The sequence below is a fragment of the Solwaraspora sp. WMMB335 genome (genome assembly GCF_049179075.1).
Classification (GTDB): Bacteria; Actinomycetota; Actinomycetes; order Mycobacteriales; family Micromonosporaceae; genus Micromonospora_E.
Genome location: NZ_JBMHMF010000001.1, coordinates 6,374,904 through 6,392,972, shown reverse-complemented (window position 1 = coordinate 6,392,972; position 18,069 = coordinate 6,374,904). Strand labels below are relative to the sequence as shown.

Here is an 18,069-nt window from a genome sequence, read left to right as displayed (position 1 = left end):
GGGCGGCACGAATCGCTCCCCGCGCGCAGATGTGGGGCGAACGCGATCGGGCACGGCAGGATAGGTAGGTGGCTACAGTGCGGTTGCCTGCGATCCAGTACGACGCGACAGCGGTCCGGCCGACCTGGGCCGACCTGCCGACCGAGTTGCGCTCGGCGATAGCCGGACGCCTCGGCAGCCCGGTGACCTGGGCGACGAGCGCCGGCGGCGGGTTCACCCGCGGATTCGCGGCGGTGCTGACCACCGCCGCGGGTGAGCGGGTGTTCGTCAAGGCGGCGTCACTGGTCGAACAGCGACATCTCAGCGACTGGTACGCCCGGGAAGCGGCGCTGACCGCCGAACTGCCGGTCGGCGTACCGGCGGCCCGACCTCGCTGGACACTCACCACGGCGGGGTACTTCGTGCTCTGCCTCGATGCTGTCGACGGGCGGGTGCCGGCGCTGCCGTGGGTGCCGGGCGAACTCGACGCGGCGCTCGCCGCCTGGGCCAGTGCGGCGCAGGCGTTGCGTCGTGCACCGGACGGCCTGGTCGGCCTCGGTCTGCCGCAGTTGGCCGACCTCGCCCGGGCGGACCTGGCCTGGTGGCAGGAGATCGCCCTCGGCCGGGAGCCGGCCCCGTCATGGGCGACGGCCGGGGTGGCCGACGGGACCGGCGGACCCCAGGTCAGTCCCGGCCGGCACGGCGGACTCAGCCGGCGGCAACTGGCCGACCTGGCCGGGCTGGAGGCCGCGCTGCCGGAGCTGGTCCGCGACAGCGGCGTCATCCATGGGGACCTGCGGCTGGACAACGTCCTCGTCGATCGGGCCGGAATGGGCTGGATCTGCGACTGGACCTGGGTGTGCCATGGTCCGGCCTGGTTCGACACGGCGAGCCTGCTGGTGACCGCGTACGCCAGCGGACTGGATGCCGATGCCCTGTTCACCGCCCATCCCACTGGTGCTCAGGCGCCCGCCGGCGGGCTGGACGCCGCCTTGGCCGCGCTGTCCGGCTACTGGCTGACCCGCTCGGCGGCCGGACCGACCGGAGCGTCCCCACACGCCCGCGCCCACCAGCGGTTCAGCGGTGAGACGGCGCTGGCCTGGCTGGCCGCGCGACGCGGTTGGCCGAACCCGCTTTGGCCGCCGAGCGACTGAGCTGGTAGTCTGTCTCTTCGCGCGTGGCGACGCGTGCGGTCAGTGCGTGCCGCTGACCACTACCAGGTCGTGAGTTTCAATTTCGTAGTTCGATTTCGGATGAGCAGGGCGAGGCTGTCGCGTGGCGAACATCAAGTCCCAGATCAAGCGCAACCGGCAGAACGAGAAGCGCCGGCTGCGGAACAAGTCGGTCAAGTCGGAGCTGAAGACCGCCGTCCGCAAGTTCAACGAGGCCACCGCCAACGGCGACGCCGAGCAGGCCACCGCCCTGCTGCGGGCGGCCAGTCGCAAGCTGGACAAGGCGGTCAGCAAGGGCGTGATCCACAAGAACCAGGCCGCCAACCGCAAGTCGGCCATTGCCAAGCGCCTGCAGTCGGCCTCGTCCTGACGGGCGCTACCGCCGGTGGTGCCCGTGGTTCATCGGCACCACCGAGGACTCATACGACTGGCACCAACGAAGCGTCATCCGCTGGTGCCAGTCGGTGTTTCCGTAGCAACGTTTTCCTGGCCCACCTCTTTGCGGTCCGCGTTTCCTCGGCCGGCTCCGACGTCGGCTGTTGGTTGTACGGCGTCGAGCAGAACGGTCGGTGCCCGTAACGCGGCGATCGAATTCTGGATCGACTCCTGCGGCAGGGTCTCCAGGAAGACGGTGGGCCCGGCCAGTGCGGCACGGGTAGCTGCGAGGGTCGCCTCGGTATGGGCATCGCCGAGTCGGCGGATCCGGATTCCAGGTGCGCCGTCGACCACTGCCGTCGTCGCGGCGGTCGGTCGTGACATGCCCCCGACGGCCGGCACCAGACGTCGCCGGAACAGCTCCTGTTCCTGCCCGGGCACGGCGTCGGCCGATCGCTCGACCGCCCCGGCCACGACGTCGTTCAGCTTCACCATGACCGCCACCGCCGCGGGCATGATCAGCACCCCCCACCACGGAATCAGCTCGGCCAGTGCGAGCAGACCGCCCGCGACGAGACTCCCTTCGAAAAACAGCAGGCAGACCAGGCCGCTCGGACGTACGTACCGCAGGCGCAGGGCCTGCGCGTAGAGCGGAACGGGTTCTTCCTCCCCCGATCCGTCGACCTCTCCCGATCCGTCGACGGCCGACCGGGACAGCGGCGGGTCCTCCGCGATCGGTCCGGACCGCGGTGGCCGGTCAGCACCTGGCTCGGGCAGCGGAGCCAACCCGTCCGCGCCACCGTGCCGGGGCCGTTGCCGGCTCTCGACGCTGCTCACCGCTGGTCGCCCAGAGCCTGGCGGGCATGCGCCACCGCTACGACGGCACGCTCCAGGGCATACCCACGATCGTCCGAGCCGCCTTTGACCTCGGCGTTGCATCTGGCCGCCGCATGCATCGCATCGACCAGCCCTTGCGGACTCCAGCCCCGGCTCTGTCGCTGCGCCCGTTCGATCTTCCAGGCCGGCATGCCCAGACTGCCGGCCAACTGGTACGGGCTACCACGGCCGGCCGACGCGACGCGAGCCACGGTACGGATGCCGTCGGCGAGGGCGTCGGCGATCGGCACCGGATCGACCCCGACGTGCAGTGCCCAGCGCAGTGCCTCCAGCGCGGCCGGTACGTCGCCGACGATCGCCGCATCCGCGACGGTGAAGCCGCTGACCTCGGCGCGGCCCCGGTAGTAGCGGGCGACTGTGGCCGCGTCGACACGGCCGCTGGTATCGGCCATGAGCTGGGTACAGGCGGCGGAAAGTTCGCGCAGGTCGTTGCCGACCGCGGCGAGCAGCGCCTCGGCCGCGTCCTCTGTGCACCGGCCACCGGCCCGGCGAAATTCGTCACGGACGAAGGCGGCCCGTTCCCGGTGTCCTTTGAGCTTGTTGGCCGGCGCCACGCTCGCTCCCGACGTGCGCAGGCCGTCGGCGAAGGCCTTACCCTTAGCACCGCCGGCGTGGGTGACCACCAGGGTCACCTCCGGATCCGGCTGCTTGGCATAGGCCAGCAGCGCCGCCACCAAATCCTTGCGTGCGTCCTGGCCGCCGCGCAGGACGAGTAGCCGGCGGCCACCGAACAACGACGGGCTGAGCATCTCGGCTACCTCACCGGCACTGACCGCGCCGGCCTCGTACTCACGTACGTCCACCTCGCCGTCGACGGCCCGGGCCGCTTGAATCGCTTCCGTCACCGCCCGGGTGACGAGCAGTTCCTCGTCTCCGAGTACGAGCAGGACGGCGGGCAGCGCGGGAAGATTCACGCCCGCCATACTCGCACGGGTCGAAGCGGCCACTACAACCCCCAATACTCCGCTACGTAGTTGTTCGATCACTGAACGATAATAGGGACATTTACCTCAGGTGTGCTACGAAGACGGGTCATCGGGAGCGGTCGGTCGCGTCGAGTTGCCGGGTCACCACGGCGAGCCCGCCGTCACGAAGCACCACCGCCAAGTCGCCGTCGACGTCGGTACGCAGCACCCGCGCCCCGGCGGCGGACAGTCGGGCCAGTACTCCCGGGTCCGGGTGCCCATACCGGTTGCCGGCACCGACCGGGACGAGCGCGACGGCCGGACGCACCGCGTCCAGGAAGGCGACCTCCTGGAACCCGGATCCATGGTGTGCGACCTTGAGCACGTCGGCTCGTAGCCCGGCCGGGCCGTACCGGTCCAGCAACGCGCGCTGCGCGTCGTGCTCGGCATCGCCGGTGAGCAGGATTCGTATGCCGCGCACCGTGGCCAGTGCCAGCAAGGAGTTGTTGTTGGCATCCGAGCGGGTCCCGGAGAAGTCTGTTGCCGGGCCGAGCACCGTCAGCTCGGCATCACCCTGCCGGTACGTCCAGCCGTACGGTGCCGCACCCACCGCCGCCCCATGAGCCGCCGCCGCGGCATACACCGCGTCTCGCCCGGCGACCGGCTCGGGCCAGCCGGTGGTCGCCACGGCGCCGACCTTCCGGTGGCGCAGGACGCCGCTCACCCCCGCCACATGGTCGGCGTGGAAATGGCTGACCACCAGGAGCGGAACGGCCCGTACGCCGAGCCGGCGCAGGCAGCGGTCGGCTGCGCCGGGGTCCGGCCCGGCATCGATCACGATCGCGGAGCGGGGCCCGGCCGGCAGCACCACCATGTCGCCTTGGCCGACGGCGCAGACCGCCACCACCCAACCGGCCGGCGGCCAGCCGGACGCGACCAACCGGACTGGCAACGCGCCGACCGTCAGCGCGACCGCGACCACTACCAGCACTTGGCGGGCCGCCCGACGCCGAGCCAGCATCAGCACCGCCAGGCTCAGCGCGGCGAGTGAGAGGGCACCGGCGGCACCGGCTGGCCACGGCAACGACCCGTCCGGTACCTGCGCACCGTAGCGGGACACCAGGACCAGCCACCACACCGGCCAGCTGGCCAGCCATGCCACCAGCTCGGCGCCCGCGGGCCAGACCGTCGACAGCAGGGCGGTCGCGACGCCGAGCACCGTCGCCGGGGCGATCGCCGGCACCACGAGCAGGTTGGCCGGCACCGCGACCAGGCTGATCGTGCCGGAGATGCCAGCGACGACCGGGGTACACGCCAGTTGCGCGGCCGCCGGTATCGCGAGCGCCTCAGCCGCGCCGGCGGGCATTCCTCGGGCTACCAGCGCGTCCCGCCAGCGCGGAGCGAGTAGCAGCAGGCCGCCCGTGGCCAGCACCGACAAGGCGAAGCCAGGGTCGGTAGCGAGTTGTGCATCGACCATCACCAGCACGGCTACCGCCGCGGCCAGTGCCGGCAGCGCCGCCCGCTGACGGCCGGTGGCCAGAGCCAGCAGGCCGATCGCGCCCATCACCCCGGCCCGCACGACGCTGGGTGACGGCCGGGCGAGGATCACGAAGCCGACCAGCGCGACCGCGCAGGCCACTGCGGCCAGCGCCGGACCCGCTCGGCACCAGCGCACGACGAGCAGGACCGCGCCGACCACGATCGCCACGTTGGAGCCGCTGACGGCGGTCAGGTGGGTGAGCCCGGTAGCGCGGAAATCCTCGTCGACGCCGGGATCGAGGCGACTGACGTCGCCTACGACAAGTCCGGGCAGCAGGCCACCTGGCTCGTCGGGCAGCGGCGTGCAGGCACGCTGCAGCCCGGCGCGCAGCACCCCGGCCGCCCGCTGCGCCCAGGCGGGCTCGCCAACCAGTTTCGGTACATCCGCTGTGGACACTACCCCCGCGGTCAGGTCACCGCCGCGCGCCGGCGTCAGTCGGCCGTCGATCCGGATCCGCTGGCCAGGCAGCAGCCCGTCCCAGGCCCGGCTGGTGCCGAGCACCAGCAGTCGGGCCGGCACGGTAAGCCGGTCGACAAGGCCGCTCGCCCCGAAAGGCTGGTACGCGGGTCCGCCCGAAGAGTCGGGACCCGGACCGGCCGCCGTGTCGAAGGAACCGCCGGGCGGGCCGAGCCGCAGGAGCCGGGTGGGAACCAGCCACAGCGGCGAGCCGGCCACGGCAGACCGGAGCTGACGCGGATCGTCGCGAATCACCAATTCGACCGCGACCGCCGCCCGCTGTCGGACCAGGCCGGCCAACGGTTCGGAATCCCGCGCGGCGACCTGGGCCGCAGCGGCTGTCGCGCCGCACACGACTCCGAGCGCGGTGGCCACCGCCGCCCAACCTGTCGCTGATCGGAGGAAGGCCCTCGGTGTGACGCGGACCGTGGCACGTGCGCAGCAGCGTCTTGCGACCAGGCAGGCGACGGCTGTCGCCGCCGCGCCTGCGCACAGCAGCAGACCATGTCGGGCGGAGGTGTGCACCACCAGGAACACCGCGGACCAGCAGGCCACGGCGAAGCCGGTCAGCCGTAGATCAGGTATCTGGCTACCGTTCGTCCCGGGCCGTCCGGTCACACCGTCACCAACTCGCGGAGTTGGTCGAAGCGGGTGTCGCCGATCCCGCTGACCTTGCGGAGATCCTCGACGGAGGCGAAGCCACCGGTCCGCTCGCGGTGCTCGATGATTCGCTGGGCCAGCACGGGGCCGACGCCCGGCAGCGTCTCCAGTTGCTGGGAGGTGGCGGCGTTGAGATCGACCTTGCCCGACGTGCCGTGTGCACCGGTGCCGCCGACGGCGCCCGATCCGGCACCGCCGCCCACCGTCATGCCGGGTGGTGGGGTGACGCCGACCGCGATCAGTTCTCCGTCCTCGACCCGCCGGGCGAGATTCAGCCAGGCGAGGTCGGTGCCCGGCAACGCGCCGCCGGCGGCGGCGACGGCATCGGCGACCCGGGCGTCCGACGGCAACCGGACAAGGCCGGGGCGGCGAACCCGGCCCGTGACCGCGACGACCAACTCGTCTGGCCGGTCATCGGCGCTCGACCCGTCGCCGGCCGCACCGGGGTGGGGGGAGCCGGCCGCCGCCGATGGCGCCGTCTCGACGACGGTCAGACCCGCCGGCTCCACCGGCTCGACCCGGGGGCGCGAGCGCCAGGCGACCACGCCCGCAGCCACGACCACGGCGACGGCGACGGCAGCGAGCGCTTTCACGCCACGCCGGCCCGGGTCGAACGCTGCCGACCGCCAGCTCGCGTCGGACCGACCGGCCGGCCCGGCTCCTACCGGCGCGACACCATCGGGATCGGCCTCGGGCGAGTCGGGTCGGCCGACGGCCGACCGGTCCGACGCCGGTCCGCAGTCGTCCAGCCCGCTCAAGACCGGGTCGTCGGAATCGCCGCCGAACCGGGGGCCGTCGACCGGTGGCGGCCATCCGCGTGAGGTGCGGGTCAACTCCACCAGCCGTCGCCGGACCATGTCGTCGTGAGTCACGCGGCGAAACGTAGGCGGCCGGCGCTGATCGACGCCGGTCATACCGCCGGTGGCTGTGGACAATCTGCCGGTTGTGGACAACCGGGCGCTTCGCTTGTTGATGTGCTACCGGATACCGCGCAGACCCGCCGGCCGGAGCCGTTGCGCCCCGGCCGGCGCTATGTCACCACGGCCGGCCGCCGGTGCACCACGATCGACACCAGGCCCGGGCCAGCGTGCGCGGTGACCACCGCGCCGATCTCGGCGAGGTAGACATCACGCAGCCGGTCACCGAGCCGCGCGGCCAGGGCGTCGGCGAGGCCGCGGGCACGGTCGGGATCGGCCAGGTGGTGGACGGCGACGTCCACCTCACCGGCGTCCGCGGCAGCCGCCACCGCCAGGTCGACCAACTTGGCCAGCGCCCGGGCAGCGGTACGGACCTTGTCCCGCAGCACGATCCGGCCGTCCTGTACATGCAGGATCGGCTTGACCGACAGCGCGGTACCCAGCAACGCCGACGCCGCCGTGATGCGCCCGCCGCGCCGCAGGTGTTCCAGGGTGTCGACGTAGAACAGGGTGCGGGTACGGCCGACGGCGGCGACCGCCGCCGCACGCACCTGGTGCGTTGAGCCGCCGGTGGCGGCCGCCGCGGCGGCGGCCAGCGCCGGGAAACCCAGCCCCATCCCCGTCGAGCCGCTGTCCACCACGAGGACCTTGTCCCGGCCCACCTGACGGGCGGCCAGCTCAGCGGCGGCCACCGTGCCGGACAGCCCGGCCGACAGGTGCACCGAAACGACCCCGGTGCTGCCCGCGGCGAGCAGTCGACGGTAGGTGTCGGCGAACTCCTGCGGTGCCGGCCGGGAGGTGCTGACGGCAGACCAGCGGTCGGTGAGCGCGCGAGCGACTTCGGCAGGCGTCAGATCGGCCCCCTCCCGGCGGTCCCGCCCGTCGATCACCACGGTCAGCGGGACCACCGTGAGGTGCTGCCCCGCCGCCAGCTCGGCGGGCAGGTAGGCGGTGGAATCGGTGACGACCGCGACAGGCATGCCCGGCACGGTAACCGATCATCGTTTGCGCTGCCGGACAGCCGTCATCGGCGACGGGGCCGCCGTCAGACCGGGGCGGGAATGTCCCGGGTGCCGCTGGCTCCGACGTTGTGTGCGCGCAGTTGCCAACCGCGGGTCGGGTCATGCCGCAGCTCGGTCCAGTGGCAGTTCTGCAGCGGGGCGACGGTGCGCAGCACGTCCGTACTCCAGCCGAGCAGATGGCCGCAGCCTTGCCGGGCGGCGCCACCGTGGGTGGCGATCACCACGGTGCCCCCGGGGGCGGCGTCGGCCGCCTCCTGCAACGCCTCGCCGACCCGTTTACCCAGGTCGTCGAGGCTTTCCACCTCGCAGCCTGGTGACTGGTCACCGGAGCGCCAGCGGCCGTACTCAGCCGGGAACCGCTCGGCGATGGTCGGCATGGTGAGCCCCTGCCACCGCCCGTAGTAACGCTCCCGCAGTCGCGGGTCGCTGCGCACCGGCAGCCCGGTCAGCGCCACCAGTGCGGTAGCGGTGTCGACGGCCCGCTGCAGGTCACTGGCGACGATCACGTCCGGCCGCAGCGCGGCGATCAGTGGTGCAGCAGTGGTTGCCTGGGCACGGCCGAGGTCGTTGAGGGCGGTATCGGTCTGGCCCTGCACCCGGTCGCTGGCGTTCCAGTCGGTGTTGCCGTGGCGCCAGACGATCAGTCGGGTCATTCGGTGGCACCCGCTTCGGCCTCGACCAGGTCCCGATCGGTGAACGGAATCACCGGGCAGTCCTTCCAGAGCCGGTCGAGAGCGTAGAACTCCCGCTCCTCGGTGTGCTGGACGTGGACGACGATGTCGTTGAAGTCGAGCAGCACCCACCGGCCGACACGGTCCCCCTCACGGCGGATCGGCTTGGCCTTCTCCGGCAGCCCGACCAGGCTCTCCTCGATGGCGTCGACGATGGCCAGCACCTGGCGCTCATTTGGTGCCGAGGCGAGGACAAAGGCGTCGGTCAGCGCCATCCGGTCGGCCACGTCGATGACGACGACGTCCTGCGCCTTCTTGTCGGCGGCGGCCTGGGCGGCGGTGAGGGCCAGCTCGCGCGCGCGCTCGGAGGCGCTCATCGAATCACCTCGACAACACTCCTTCAGCTAGGTGCCTTGGCCGCTCTAGCCTCTCACACCCGGGTGACAGCCGACTCGGACGAAAAGCCATAAATCACCCGTACCACCATGAAGACTTGAAGAATCCCGGCCGCCCGGCCGCTATTCGCCACCGTCCGACACCGTGGGCTGGTACAGGCCACGTTTCGCGATGTACTGGACCACCCCGTCCGGGACGAGATACCACAGCGGTTTGCCCGCGACCACCCTGGTCCGGCACTCGGTGGAGGAGATCGCCATCGCCGGCACCTCCACCAGGGTCACCGTGTCCGCCGGCAGGTGGGCGTCGGTCAGCTCGAACCCCGGTCGGGTGACGCCGATGAAATGAGCCAACTCGAACATGGCCTCGGCGTCTTTCCAGGACAGAATCTTTTCCAGTGCGTCCGCCCCGGTGATGAAGAACAGCTGCGCTTTCGGTCCGTACAACGCGTGCAGATCGCGGAGCGTGTCGACCGTGTACGTCGGGCCGGGCCGGTCGATGTCCGCCCGGCTGACCTGGAACTGCGGATTGGAAGCGGTCGCGATGACGGTCATCAGGTAGCGGTCCTCGGCCGGGCTCACCGCCACCCCGGCCTTCTCCCACGGATCCCCGGTCGGCACGAAGACCACCTCGTCGAGCCCGAACCGCTCCGCCACCTCACTCGCCGCGACCAGATGGCCCTGATGGATCGGATCGAAGGTGCCGCCCATGATCCCGACCCGACGGATACCGTCGTCCATCGACGAATGGTATGCCGATGATCCACGCCAGTGACCAGCCACGTGGCGTAGCCAACACTATCGGGTGTCGGCCCGGCCGCCGAACGCCTGCCGGGCGGCCAGCGCCCGGTCCAGCTCGTCGGTGGCGTCGGTGACCGCCCGACGCAGGCCGGGCGTCAGGTCGTCGCGGTCGAGCAGCGCGCCGGCGGCTGCCCGGGTGGCGTCGCACACCGCGTACTGGGGGAAGGCGAGTCGGGCCACCCGATCGGCGACCCAGGCGGCGCGCAGTCGGGCCGCCGCCGGCATGTCGGTGAAGTACCGGTCGACGTACGGCGCGGTCAGCTCCTCCTGCTCCGGCTGCCAGAACCCCTCCGCGTACGCCTCCACGATCCGGTTGGACCGGCTGGGGTCGGCGACGATCACCTGCCAGGCACGTTCCTTGGCCGCCGCGTCCGCCAGCGCCGCCCGGCACTTGGCGGCCCACTGTGCACCGGCGGCGCTGCGGTCCCGGTGCTGCGCGGCATCGACCTCGGTGGCCCCGGCCGCACCGAGCACCACCAGCCGGTAGCACAGCTGCCAGCGCAGGTCGGTGTCGACCGCCAGCCCGGCCGGCACCCCCCGGCCGGCCAACAGTGCGTGCAGCCAATCCGCGTCGGCGCTGGCGCTGATCATGCCGCGTACGGCGGCCAGCTGCACCGATCCCCCGGGCGTCGCGGCGGACAGCAGATCGGCGCAGGCGGCGCCCAACCGGGCACGCAACGCCGGCTGGTCGGCCGGGTCGGCGTACCGGTCGACCAGGGTGCCGGCGAGCCGCAGCACATCCTCGACGACGACCACCTCGGTCTCGGCCGGCAGTGCGACCTCGAGCAGCCCGGCCAGACCGGCCACCGGGTGCTGGGTGTCGCGTACCGCGTCGATCGTGGCACCCCACAGCACCGCCCGGGCCAGCGAGTCGCCGATGCGCGGCAGCAGCGTCGGTAAGGCCGCCGCCGATCGCGGATCGAGCCGTACCTTGGCATAGGTCAGGTCACCGTCGTTGGGCAGCAGCAGGCCGGCGGCCGGCTCACCGGTCAGCGTCGGTACCGGCGTACGTCCGCCGTCGACGTCCGGGGCCAGGTCCACCTCGACGCGACACCGCCGAACCACCGGGCCGGCACCCGTCGGACCCGCGTCTGGCTGGCCGGCACCGGTCGGGCCGGTGCCCACCTGGCCGGCACCGTCGAGCACGTCGAACAGCCCGAGCCCGATCCGGTGCGGTCGCAGCACCTGATGGCTCTCGGGCGCGGTCTGCACCAGCGTGACCTCGCGGTAGCGACCCGCCTCGTCCAGCACGACATCGGCGCGGATGGTGTTCACCTGTGCCTGGCGCAGCCAGCGCGCCGCCCAGTCGGCCAGATCCCGGCCGCTGGCCTCGGTGAGCGCGTCCAGCAGATCGGCCAGGGTCGCGTTGCCGAACCGATGCGCGGCGAAGTGCGCCCGCAACCCGGCCAGGAACGGCTCGTCACCCAGCCAGGCGACCAGCTGACGCAACACGGACGCGCCCTTGGCGTACGAGATGCCGTCGAAGTTGAGCAGCGCCTGGGCCGCGTCGGTGATTTCCTGCGGCGCGACGGGGTGGGTGGTCGGGCGCTGGTCGGCGGCGTACCCCCAGGCCTTGCGGAAGACACCGAAGGTCGTCCAGGCACCGGTGAACCGGGTCGCCTCGGCGGTCACCCGCACCCCGAGGTACTCGGCGAACGACTCGTTCAGCCACAGGTCGTCCCACCAACGCATGGTGACCAGGTCGCCGAACCACATGTGCGCCATCTCGTGGGCGATGGTGTTGGCCCGCAGCTCCCGCTCGGTATCGGTCACCGCCGAGCGGAAGAGATAGTCGTCTCTGATGGTCACCAGCCCGGGGTTCTCCATCGCACCGGCGTTGAACTCGGGCAGGAACGCCTGCCCGTATCCGCCGAACGGGTAGCGCACCTCGAACAGCTCGTGGAACCGGTCCAGGCACTGCCGGGTGATCGTGAAGATCTCGTCGGCGTCCGCGTCGAGGTGCTCGGCGAGCGAGCGCCGGCAGTACAGGGCCAACGGCACGCCGTCGTGCTCGGCGTGCCGCGCGTGGTACGGCCCGGCGATCAGGGTCACGAAGTACGTCGCCAGCGGCGCCGTCTCGGCAAACTCCCACCGCCCGTCGACCGGTACGTCGGTGGCCGGTGCGTTCGCCGCGACCGTCCACTGCGGCGGGGCGGTGACCCGCAGCCGGACCGGGGCTTTGAGATCCGGTTGATCGAAGCAGGCGAAGATGCGCGGTGCGTCGTCCAGGAAGGACATCGCGTACAGGTACGTCTCGCCGTCGGCCGGATCGACGAAGCGGTGCAGACCCTGGCCCGAATTCGAGTACGCCATCCGCGCCTGCACGGTGAGCGTGTTGCGTTCGGCCAACCCGGTGAGCGCCAGTCGTCTGTCGGTCGGCGCGCCCGGGTCCAGGTCGGCCCCGTTGAGCCGTACGCCGACGAGCGTCACCGGGTCGACCTCGACGAAGCTCGCCGACCCCGGTGCGGCCCGGAACTCGATGGTGCTCGTCGAGACGAACTCCGTGTCGCCGACGGTCAGATCGAGGTCGATGGTGTACGACTCGACGGTGATCGTCTCGGCGCGCTCGACGGCCTCGGCACGGGTCAGGCTCGGCATCCGACCATCCTGCCGCACACGCTGGGATCAGCGGGAGTTAACCTGTGCCGGTAACCGGGCGTGTACCGCCCGTCCCGCGTGTGTTCCAGGGCAGAAGGAGTCGACGGATGGCGCAGCACCCCAAGGGCGATTTCGACCTGACGCGGGCGGTGTGGCAGCGGGCCGAGGGCGACTCGTCCGAAGGCGCGGTCGAGATCGCGTTCGTCGACGACCTGATCGGCATGCGCAACTCGGCCGAGCCGGACGGCCCGATCCTGGTCTTCACCCAGGCCGAATGGGACGCCTTCGTCGCCGGCGCCCAGGACGGCGAGTTCGACCTGGACTGACTCCGGGTTGCCGTCGTCCTCGACACGCTGCCCGCACACCGGGCATGCTCGACCCGGAGGACACCTGCGTCCACCCGTGCGGGGCTACCCGGCGCAGCGCAGCACCGCCTGACCACGTACCTCGCCGTCGGTGACGTACCGGATCGCCTTTGCCACCTCGGCCAGCGCAAACGTGCGGTCCAGCACCGGACGTACCACGTCGGACTCGATCAGTTCGGTCAGCAGCAGCAGGTCGTCCCGGCGGTCCTGATGGATCAGCGGCCGGGCCTTGATCCCGGCCAGCGGGGCGGCCGCGATGCCGCGCAGCCACCGGTCGATGCCCATGAACCAGCGTCCGCCGGTGCCGCCCACGTAGACCACTGTCCCACCGGGGACCAGCACCCGGCGGCAGTCGGCCAGTGACGGGTTGCCGTACAGGTCGATCAACACGTCGAACCGGCGGTCGAGGTCCCGCAGCCGCGTCCTGGTGTAGTCGACCACCTGGTCGGCGCCGAGCGAGGCGACCAGATCCATTTTGCTTTCCCGGCACATCCCGGTGACCTCGGCGCCGTACCACTTGGCCAGCTGCACCGCGTAGGTGCCGACGCCACCGGAGGCACCCGAGATCAGCACCCGCTGCCCGGCGCGCAGCCGGGCACGGTCACGGACGGCCTGCAGCGCGGTGAACGCCGCGATCGGCACCGCGGCGGCCTGATCGAGGCTCAGGTTGGCCGGCGCGGGTGCCAACTGCCCCTGTGGCACCGCCGCGTACTCGGCGAAGGTGCCGTCGTACCAGCCGAAGACCTTGTCACCCGGGCGCAGAGTGGTCACCTGCGGACCGGTTTCGACGACCGTTGCGGCCAGTTCGTAGCCGGGAATTCGGTGCTTGGGTCGGCGCCAGCCGGTCATCGGCCGGGCCGCGTACGGCAGCCCACGGGCCAGATGCCAGTCGGTGCCGCTGACCGGGGCGGCGTGGATGCGTACCAGCACCTCCCGCTGGCCGGCCACCGGCTGGTCGACGTCCCGCAGGACCATGACGTCCTCGGGGGCGCCGTACGCGTCCTGGGTGATCGCTTTCATCGGTTGTCCTCCTGACGATCTTGACGGACAGGTGTGTGTCCGACCATCCAGAGCTCGCCCGATCCGGGCCAGGATCACGACGAGCATCGATATGGACCGCGGCGTTCCCGGTCGTGGCCCTCAGGCCCGGTCGTCGGTGTACTGGAAGACGTCGTCGAGCGCGACGCCAAAGATGCGGGCGATCTGAAATGCCATCTCCAGCGACGGCGAATACCGCCCCTGTTCGATGGCGATCACCGTCTGCCGGGTCACGCCGAGGCGTTTGGCCAGCTCAGCCTGGGTCATTTCGGCATTGGCGAAACGGAGGGCGCGAATCGAGTTGGTCACCCTGGTTGGCTTGGCCATGCTCAGAGCCCTCGCCGATACGCGACGATCTTGATGATGGCACCGATCGACGTGGACACGACGAACACCAGGTAGATGGCGTTGGCGATCCAGAAGTGATCGACCTCGGCCAGCGTCAGCCCGAGTGGCAGCACCATACCGACGGACAGGATCAGTCCGCCGACGTACTCTCCTCGACGGTTGATCTCCTTGTCGCGTACATCGACCTGATGGGTTTCGCTGGGCCGGGCGATCTCCACCAGGATGCGCAGGACCATGGCACCGACGATGGCGACGCCGAACGCCCAGAGCATCGCCGACACGTACGGCGCGTCGGCCAGCGGGCCGGCACCGGCCCGGCGCAACACCACCACCACATAGCCGACAAACGTGGCGACGGTGGTAACCAGGAAGACTCCGGCGCCCTTCTCCTCGTACGACATTGCCAGTCACACCTCACGTAAAGAAAGTTTGACACCCCTAAGGTAAAGAGGACCAGACATCATGTCAAGAATCTTTTACATCGGTGACGCGGCGAGCTGCCGCGCGGCGGGCGGTCGATCGTACGGCCGGTCCGGGCGCTACAGCGCGTCGTCAAGCAGGATGCGACGCTGGTCGACCGGGGTGACCAGGTGTACGCCGAGCAGCCGCACACCCACCTTGGCGCAGACCTCGTACGCGGCGTGGAACCAGATCCGGTCCGGATCGCTGATCGCGCTGGATCCCGGCCTGGTCAGCACCACCAGCATGGATCCGTCACCGGTCCGCTCCGCCAGCGCGTTCGCGAAGATCGCGACCGCCTGAGCGCAATCCGCCGGGTCCAACTCGGCCGGCAGGTCATCGACCGGGCAGTGGACCTGGACGCGATCGTCGCCGTCGCAGAGAACGAACCGGACACCGCGACGCCCCCGCTCCCACCGCTCGATCGACGAGGTGAGATGAGCATCGATAGCCTCGGGGCTGTCCAGAACCGGCGAATCGCTCATGAAATGACATGCTCCCACCATTCGCCCGACTCTGGCCACCCCTACCAACGACAAACTGTCGATCTTGGACAGGCCCACCGGGCGGCGGAGTACCGAAAAGCCGCCGCTCGGGCAGCGGCCGCACCGAAACGGCGTCAGCGCTCAGGCGGCCGCGACCGGAAGGCGCTTTTCGAAGCAGACGCTGTAGGGGTTGCCGACGTGCTCTCCGTACCCGGGTATCCGCACGTAGCCGGCGGATACGTACAGGTGCAGCGCCGCCGGCGGATAGCTGCCGGTCTCCAGTCGGAACACGGTGTGTCCGAGGGCATAGGCCTGTTCCTCGAGCGCGGTCAGCAGGTGCCGGGCGATCCCCCGGCCACGGTACGCCGGCCGCACGTACATCCGCTTGATCTCCGCCGTCTGCGCGTCCACCGGCTGGATCGCCCCACAGGCCACCGCTCGGCCGTCCACCACACAGACCAGGTAGCGGGCGTCATCGCGTGCCGGGTACGTCACCGGGGTGACCGACCGACCGGCCTGCTCCGCCTCGCGCACCTCACGCTGCTGAGTGGCGACGAGGGCAGCTACCTCCGGGTCGGTGGGTGGACGACGCTCGATCAACACTCAGTCACGGTAGATGGCACGCGTTTCCCGAAGGTTTCGTCCAGTTGGCCGGGATCAGGCCTAATTCAGACAACTCAACGACCGACAGCGAGTCAAACTATCGTAACAAACTGTTACTCTCCGATGTCCGTCACCGAATCGGTGGCGTCACCGTCGTCACCGGCGTCACCGGCGTCACCGGCGTCGTCACCGGCGCCATCCCGTTCGTCGGCCGGACGTCGCCGGCGCGCCTTGCGGGCGGCGAGCCGTTCGGCTGCCGTCGCCCGGGCGGGCAGCTCCGCCAGTCGGGCGTCGGTGCCCCGAGCGCTCGGCACGTACTCCACCTCGGCGAAGTGGCTCGGCTGCCAGTCGAACTCCCAATCACCGATCTGGACCAGCGCTCCCGGCTGCGCACCGGCCTTGGCCAGCGCTTCCTCCACCCCGAGACGGGCCAGTCGATCCGCCAGGTAGCCGACCGCTTCGTCGTTGTCGAAGTTCGTCTGCCGTACCCAGCGCTGCGGACGGCTGCCCCGGATCCGGAACTGCCCGTCAGCAAGCGGCTCCACGGTGAACCCGGCGTCGTCGACCGCCGCCGGCCGCAGCACGATCCGAGTCGGTTCGAGCGCCGGTGCGCCGGCGCGTGCGGTGGCCACCAGCTCGGCCAGCGCGAAGGTCAGCTCCCGCAACCCTTCCCTGGTCACCGTGCTCACCTCGAAGACCCGCAGGCCACGGGCCTGCAGGTCCGGGCGGACCAGCTCTGCCATCGCCCGGCCGTCCGGCACGTCGATCTTGTTGAGCACCACCAGCCGGGGACGGTCCGCCAAGCCGCCGTACGCCGTCAGCTCCGCCTCGATCGCGTCGATGTCCGCCATCGGGTCGCGCCCCGGTTCCAAGGTCGCGGAATCCACCACATGCGCCAGCACCGCACAGCGCTCGATGTGCCGCAAGAATTCCAGGCCGAGTCCCCTGCCGGTGGCGGCCCCTGGAATCAACCCGGGTACGTCGGCGACCGTGAAGGTGTGCTCGTCGGCCCGGACCACCCCGAGGTTGGGCACCAACGTGGTGAACGGGTAGTCGGCGATCTTCGGCTTGGCCGCCGAGATCACCGAGATGAGCGAGGACTTGCCCGCGGAGGGAAACCCCACCAGCCCGACATCGGCCACGCTCTTGAGTTCCAGTACGACGTCGAGCTGGTCGCCTGGTTCGCCGAGCTCGGCGAACCCCGGTGCTTTACGCCGGGCGCTGGCCAACGCGGCGTTGCCCCGGCCGCCCCGGCCGCCCCGGGCGATCTCGAAGGTGGTGCCGGCACCGACCAGGTCGGCGAGTACCTCACCGTCGAGGGTCTGCACGCTCGTTCCGTTCGGCACCTTGAGCACCAGGTCGGTGCCTTTCGCGCCGTCCCGGTTGGCGCCAGCGCCGCCCTTGCCGTTCTCGGCCTTGGCATGCGGGCGGAAGTGGAAATCCAACAGGGTGTGCACCTGCGGATCGACGGCGAGAGTGACACTGCCGCCATGCCCACCGTTGCCACCGTCCGGACCCCCGAACGGCTTGAATTTCTCACGATGGATCGAGGCGCAACCGTGCCCGCCGTTGCCGGCCTGCACGTGCAGCACGACCCGATCGACAAACGTCGTCACGGCGTTACGTCCTCTCGTTGCCCAATGAGTCTGTCGCTGGTCGTCGCCCATCAGCCTGCCGCCGGCTGTCGATGCGCGCACGCAGAGCGGGCCGGGACCTGAGGTCCGCGGCCCGCTCTCGACGCGTTACGACTGACGTGTACGACTGACGTTTTTCGGCTACTGCGCAGTCGGCACGATACTGACCGTCTTACGCCCGCGCCTGGTGCCGAACTGCACCGAGCCGGCGGCCAACGCGAACAACGTGTCGTCGCCACCGCGACCAACCAGATCGCCGGGGTGGAACTTGGTCCCCCGCTGACGGATCAGAATCTCACCGGCACTGACGACCTGCCCGCCGAACCGCTTGACACCGAGCCGCTTGGCCTCGGAATCGCGACCGTTACGCGAGCTGGACGCACCTTTTTTGTGAGCCATATCTGGTGCCTACTTCCCGTTCGAGATGCCGGTGACCTTGACCTGGGTCAGCGGCTGACGGTGACCCTGGCGCTTGTGGTAGCCGGTCTTGTTCTTGAACTTGTGGATCCGGATCTTCGGACCCTTGGTGTGCGCGGCGATCTCGCCGGTCACCGCGACCTGAGCAAGCCTGTTCGCGTCGGTCACCAAGTCGTCGCCATCGACGAGGAGCACCGCGGGCAGCGTCACCGCGTCACCGGGAGCGCCGATGAGCTTCTCGACCTCGATCACGTCGCCCTCAGCGACCTTGTACTGCTTGCCGCCGGTCTTGACGATCGCGTACATCGGAGGCGGACTCCTGTCGTTTGTCG

20 protein-coding genes are annotated in these 18,069 nt (G+C 70.6%); 3 read left to right on the top strand and 17 right to left on the bottom strand.

Translation table 11 applies throughout. The features are described 5' to 3' along the window. Positions 1–68 precede the first annotated feature (68 nt). Both ACN27F_RS27500 and rpsT read left to right on the top strand, forming a co-directional pair. Positions 69–1,133, top strand: a complete 1,065-nt coding sequence (locus ACN27F_RS27500; RefSeq protein ID WP_421438263.1) for a phosphotransferase family protein — start codon at positions 69–71, stop codon at positions 1,131–1,133. 121 nt (positions 1,134–1,254) lie between these two features. Continuing rightward, positions 1,255–1,521: a 30S ribosomal protein S20 gene (rpsT, locus tag ACN27F_RS27495; protein WP_421438262.1), complete on the top strand. Its 267-nt coding sequence runs from the start codon at positions 1,255–1,257 to the stop codon at positions 1,519–1,521. Positions 1,522–1,595: 74 nt separating this feature from the next. Here rpsT and ACN27F_RS27490 read toward each other — a convergent pair whose 3' ends face one another. The 9 genes from ACN27F_RS27490 to pepN all read right to left on the bottom strand — a co-directional run bounded on the left by ACN27F_RS27490 (position 1,596) and on the right by pepN (position 12,388). After that, a complete protein-coding gene (locus ACN27F_RS27490; RefSeq protein WP_421438260.1) occupies positions 1,596–2,363 on the bottom strand; it encodes a hypothetical protein in 768 nt (255 codons plus the stop codon). Then, the gene (gene holA, locus ACN27F_RS27485) at positions 2,360–3,337 is read right to left on the bottom strand and encodes a DNA polymerase III subunit delta (RefSeq protein WP_421438258.1); all 978 of its coding nucleotides are present in this window, start codon (positions 3,335–3,337) and stop codon (positions 2,360–2,362) included. The genes ACN27F_RS27490 and holA overlap by 4 nt, the downstream gene beginning before the upstream one ends. Positions 3,338–3,455: 118 nt before the next feature. Continuing rightward, positions 3,456–5,909 (bottom strand): ComEC/Rec2 family competence protein, encoded by a 2,454-nt coding sequence (locus ACN27F_RS27480; RefSeq protein ID WP_421440480.1) that lies wholly within the window; start codon positions 5,907–5,909, stop codon positions 3,456–3,458. 29 nt (positions 5,910–5,938) lie between these two features. Further along, positions 5,939–6,856 carry a ComEA family DNA-binding protein gene (locus ACN27F_RS27475; protein WP_421438257.1) on the bottom strand — a complete coding sequence of 306 codons (918 nt, stop codon included), beginning with the start codon at positions 6,854–6,856 and terminating at the stop codon, positions 5,939–5,941. 158 nt (positions 6,857–7,014) lie between these two features. Next, positions 7,015–7,881: a DegV family protein gene (locus ACN27F_RS27470; protein WP_421438255.1), complete on the bottom strand. Its 867-nt coding sequence runs from the start codon at positions 7,879–7,881 to the stop codon at positions 7,015–7,017. 65 nt (positions 7,882–7,946) lie between these two features. Continuing rightward, positions 7,947–8,576, bottom strand: a complete 630-nt coding sequence (locus tag ACN27F_RS27465; protein WP_421438253.1) for a histidine phosphatase family protein — start codon at positions 8,574–8,576, stop codon at positions 7,947–7,949. Continuing rightward, positions 8,573–8,971 carry a ribosome silencing factor gene (gene rsfS / locus ACN27F_RS27460; protein ID WP_421438251.1) on the bottom strand — a complete coding sequence of 133 codons (399 nt, stop codon included), beginning with the start codon at positions 8,969–8,971 and terminating at the stop codon, positions 8,573–8,575. Before rsfS ends, ACN27F_RS27465 begins: the two co-directional genes overlap by 4 nt. 141 nt (positions 8,972–9,112) lie before the next feature. After that, positions 9,113–9,730 (bottom strand): nicotinate-nucleotide adenylyltransferase, encoded by a 618-nt coding sequence (nadD, locus tag ACN27F_RS27455; RefSeq protein ID WP_421438249.1) that lies wholly within the window; start codon positions 9,728–9,730, stop codon positions 9,113–9,115. 57 nt (positions 9,731–9,787) lie between these two features. Further along, positions 9,788–12,388 carry an aminopeptidase N gene (gene pepN, locus ACN27F_RS27450; RefSeq protein WP_421438247.1) on the bottom strand — a complete coding sequence of 867 codons (2,601 nt, stop codon included), beginning with the start codon at positions 12,386–12,388 and terminating at the stop codon, positions 9,788–9,790. Positions 12,389–12,495: 107 nt separating this feature from the next. On the opposite strand from pepN, the gene ACN27F_RS27445 reads away from it, so the two are divergent. Beyond that, the gene (locus tag ACN27F_RS27445) at positions 12,496–12,714 is read left to right on the top strand and encodes a DUF397 domain-containing protein (RefSeq protein WP_421438245.1); all 219 of its coding nucleotides are present in this window, start codon (positions 12,496–12,498) and stop codon (positions 12,712–12,714) included. An 84-nt stretch (positions 12,715–12,798) separates the two neighbouring features. Here the strand turns inward: ACN27F_RS27445 and ACN27F_RS27440 are convergent, their stop codons facing one another. The 8 genes from ACN27F_RS27440 to rplU all read right to left on the bottom strand — a co-directional run bounded on the left by ACN27F_RS27440 (position 12,799) and on the right by rplU (position 18,043). Then, positions 12,799–13,773 carry an NAD(P)-dependent alcohol dehydrogenase gene (locus ACN27F_RS27440; protein ID WP_421438244.1) on the bottom strand — a complete coding sequence of 325 codons (975 nt, stop codon included), beginning with the start codon at positions 13,771–13,773 and terminating at the stop codon, positions 12,799–12,801. Between the two features lie 120 nt (positions 13,774–13,893). Beyond that, positions 13,894–14,118 (bottom strand): helix-turn-helix transcriptional regulator, encoded by a 225-nt coding sequence (locus ACN27F_RS27435; protein WP_421438242.1) that lies wholly within the window; start codon positions 14,116–14,118, stop codon positions 13,894–13,896. A gap of 2 nt (positions 14,119–14,120) precedes the next feature. Further along, the gene (locus ACN27F_RS27430) at positions 14,121–14,540 is read right to left on the bottom strand and encodes a hypothetical protein (RefSeq protein ID WP_421438240.1); all 420 of its coding nucleotides are present in this window, start codon (positions 14,538–14,540) and stop codon (positions 14,121–14,123) included. Positions 14,541–14,678: 138 nt separating this feature from the next. After that, entirely contained in the window at positions 14,679–15,083 is a 405-nt protein-coding gene (locus ACN27F_RS27425) for a hypothetical protein (RefSeq protein ID WP_421438238.1), read from the bottom strand. A gap of 141 nt (positions 15,084–15,224) precedes the next feature. Beyond that, positions 15,225–15,686 (bottom strand): GNAT family N-acetyltransferase, encoded by a 462-nt coding sequence (locus tag ACN27F_RS27420; RefSeq protein WP_421438236.1) that lies wholly within the window; start codon positions 15,684–15,686, stop codon positions 15,225–15,227. Positions 15,687–15,799: 113 nt separating this feature from the next. After that, positions 15,800–17,302, bottom strand: coding sequence for a GTPase ObgE (gene obgE / locus ACN27F_RS27415; protein WP_421438234.1), 1,503 nt, complete (start codon positions 17,300–17,302; stop codon positions 15,800–15,802). Between the two features lie 159 nt (positions 17,303–17,461). Next, entirely contained in the window at positions 17,462–17,719 is a 258-nt protein-coding gene (rpmA, locus tag ACN27F_RS27410) for a 50S ribosomal protein L27 (protein ID WP_421438233.1), read from the bottom strand. Positions 17,720–17,728: 9 nt separating this feature from the next. Beyond that, on the bottom strand, positions 17,729–18,043 hold the full coding sequence (gene rplU / locus ACN27F_RS27405) for a 50S ribosomal protein L21 (protein WP_421438231.1): 315 nt from the start codon (positions 18,041–18,043) through the stop codon (positions 17,729–17,731). Between the last annotated feature and the right edge of the window lie 26 nt (positions 18,044–18,069).

What these genes read in the sequence shown, in the direction of transcription:
- ACN27F_RS27470 (WP_421438255.1), bottom strand. Translation starts at nt 7,881, where the DNA reads ATGCCTGTCGCGGTCGTCACCGATTCCACCGCCTACCTGCCCGCCGAG.
- ACN27F_RS27465 (WP_421438253.1), bottom strand. Translation starts at nt 8,576, where the DNA reads ATGACCCGACTGATCGTCTGGCGCCACGGCAACACCGACTGGAACGCC.
- rsfS (WP_421438251.1), bottom strand. Translation starts at nt 8,971, where the DNA reads ATGAGCGCCTCCGAGCGCGCGCGCGAGCTGGCCCTCACCGCCGCCCAG.
- nadD (WP_421438249.1), bottom strand. Translation starts at nt 9,730, where the DNA reads ATGGACGACGGTATCCGTCGGGTCGGGATCATGGGCGGCACCTTCGAT.
- pepN (WP_421438247.1), bottom strand. Translation starts at nt 12,388, where the DNA reads ATGCCGAGCCTGACCCGTGCCGAGGCCGTCGAGCGCGCCGAGACGATC.
- ACN27F_RS27445 (WP_421438245.1), top strand. Translation starts at nt 12,496, where the DNA reads ATGGCGCAGCACCCCAAGGGCGATTTCGACCTGACGCGGGCGGTGTGG.
- ACN27F_RS27440 (WP_421438244.1), bottom strand. Translation starts at nt 13,773, where the DNA reads ATGAAAGCGATCACCCAGGACGCGTACGGCGCCCCCGAGGACGTCATG.
- ACN27F_RS27435 (WP_421438242.1), bottom strand. Translation starts at nt 14,118, where the DNA reads ATGGCCAAGCCAACCAGGGTGACCAACTCGATTCGCGCCCTCCGTTTC.
- ACN27F_RS27430 (WP_421438240.1), bottom strand. Translation starts at nt 14,540, where the DNA reads ATGTCGTACGAGGAGAAGGGCGCCGGAGTCTTCCTGGTTACCACCGTC.
- ACN27F_RS27425 (WP_421438238.1), bottom strand. Translation starts at nt 15,083, where the DNA reads ATGAGCGATTCGCCGGTTCTGGACAGCCCCGAGGCTATCGATGCTCAT.
- rpmA (WP_421438233.1), bottom strand. Translation starts at nt 17,719, where the DNA reads ATGGCTCACAAAAAAGGTGCGTCCAGCTCGCGTAACGGTCGCGATTCC.
- rplU (WP_421438231.1), bottom strand. Translation starts at nt 18,043, where the DNA reads ATGTACGCGATCGTCAAGACCGGCGGCAAGCAGTACAAGGTCGCTGAG.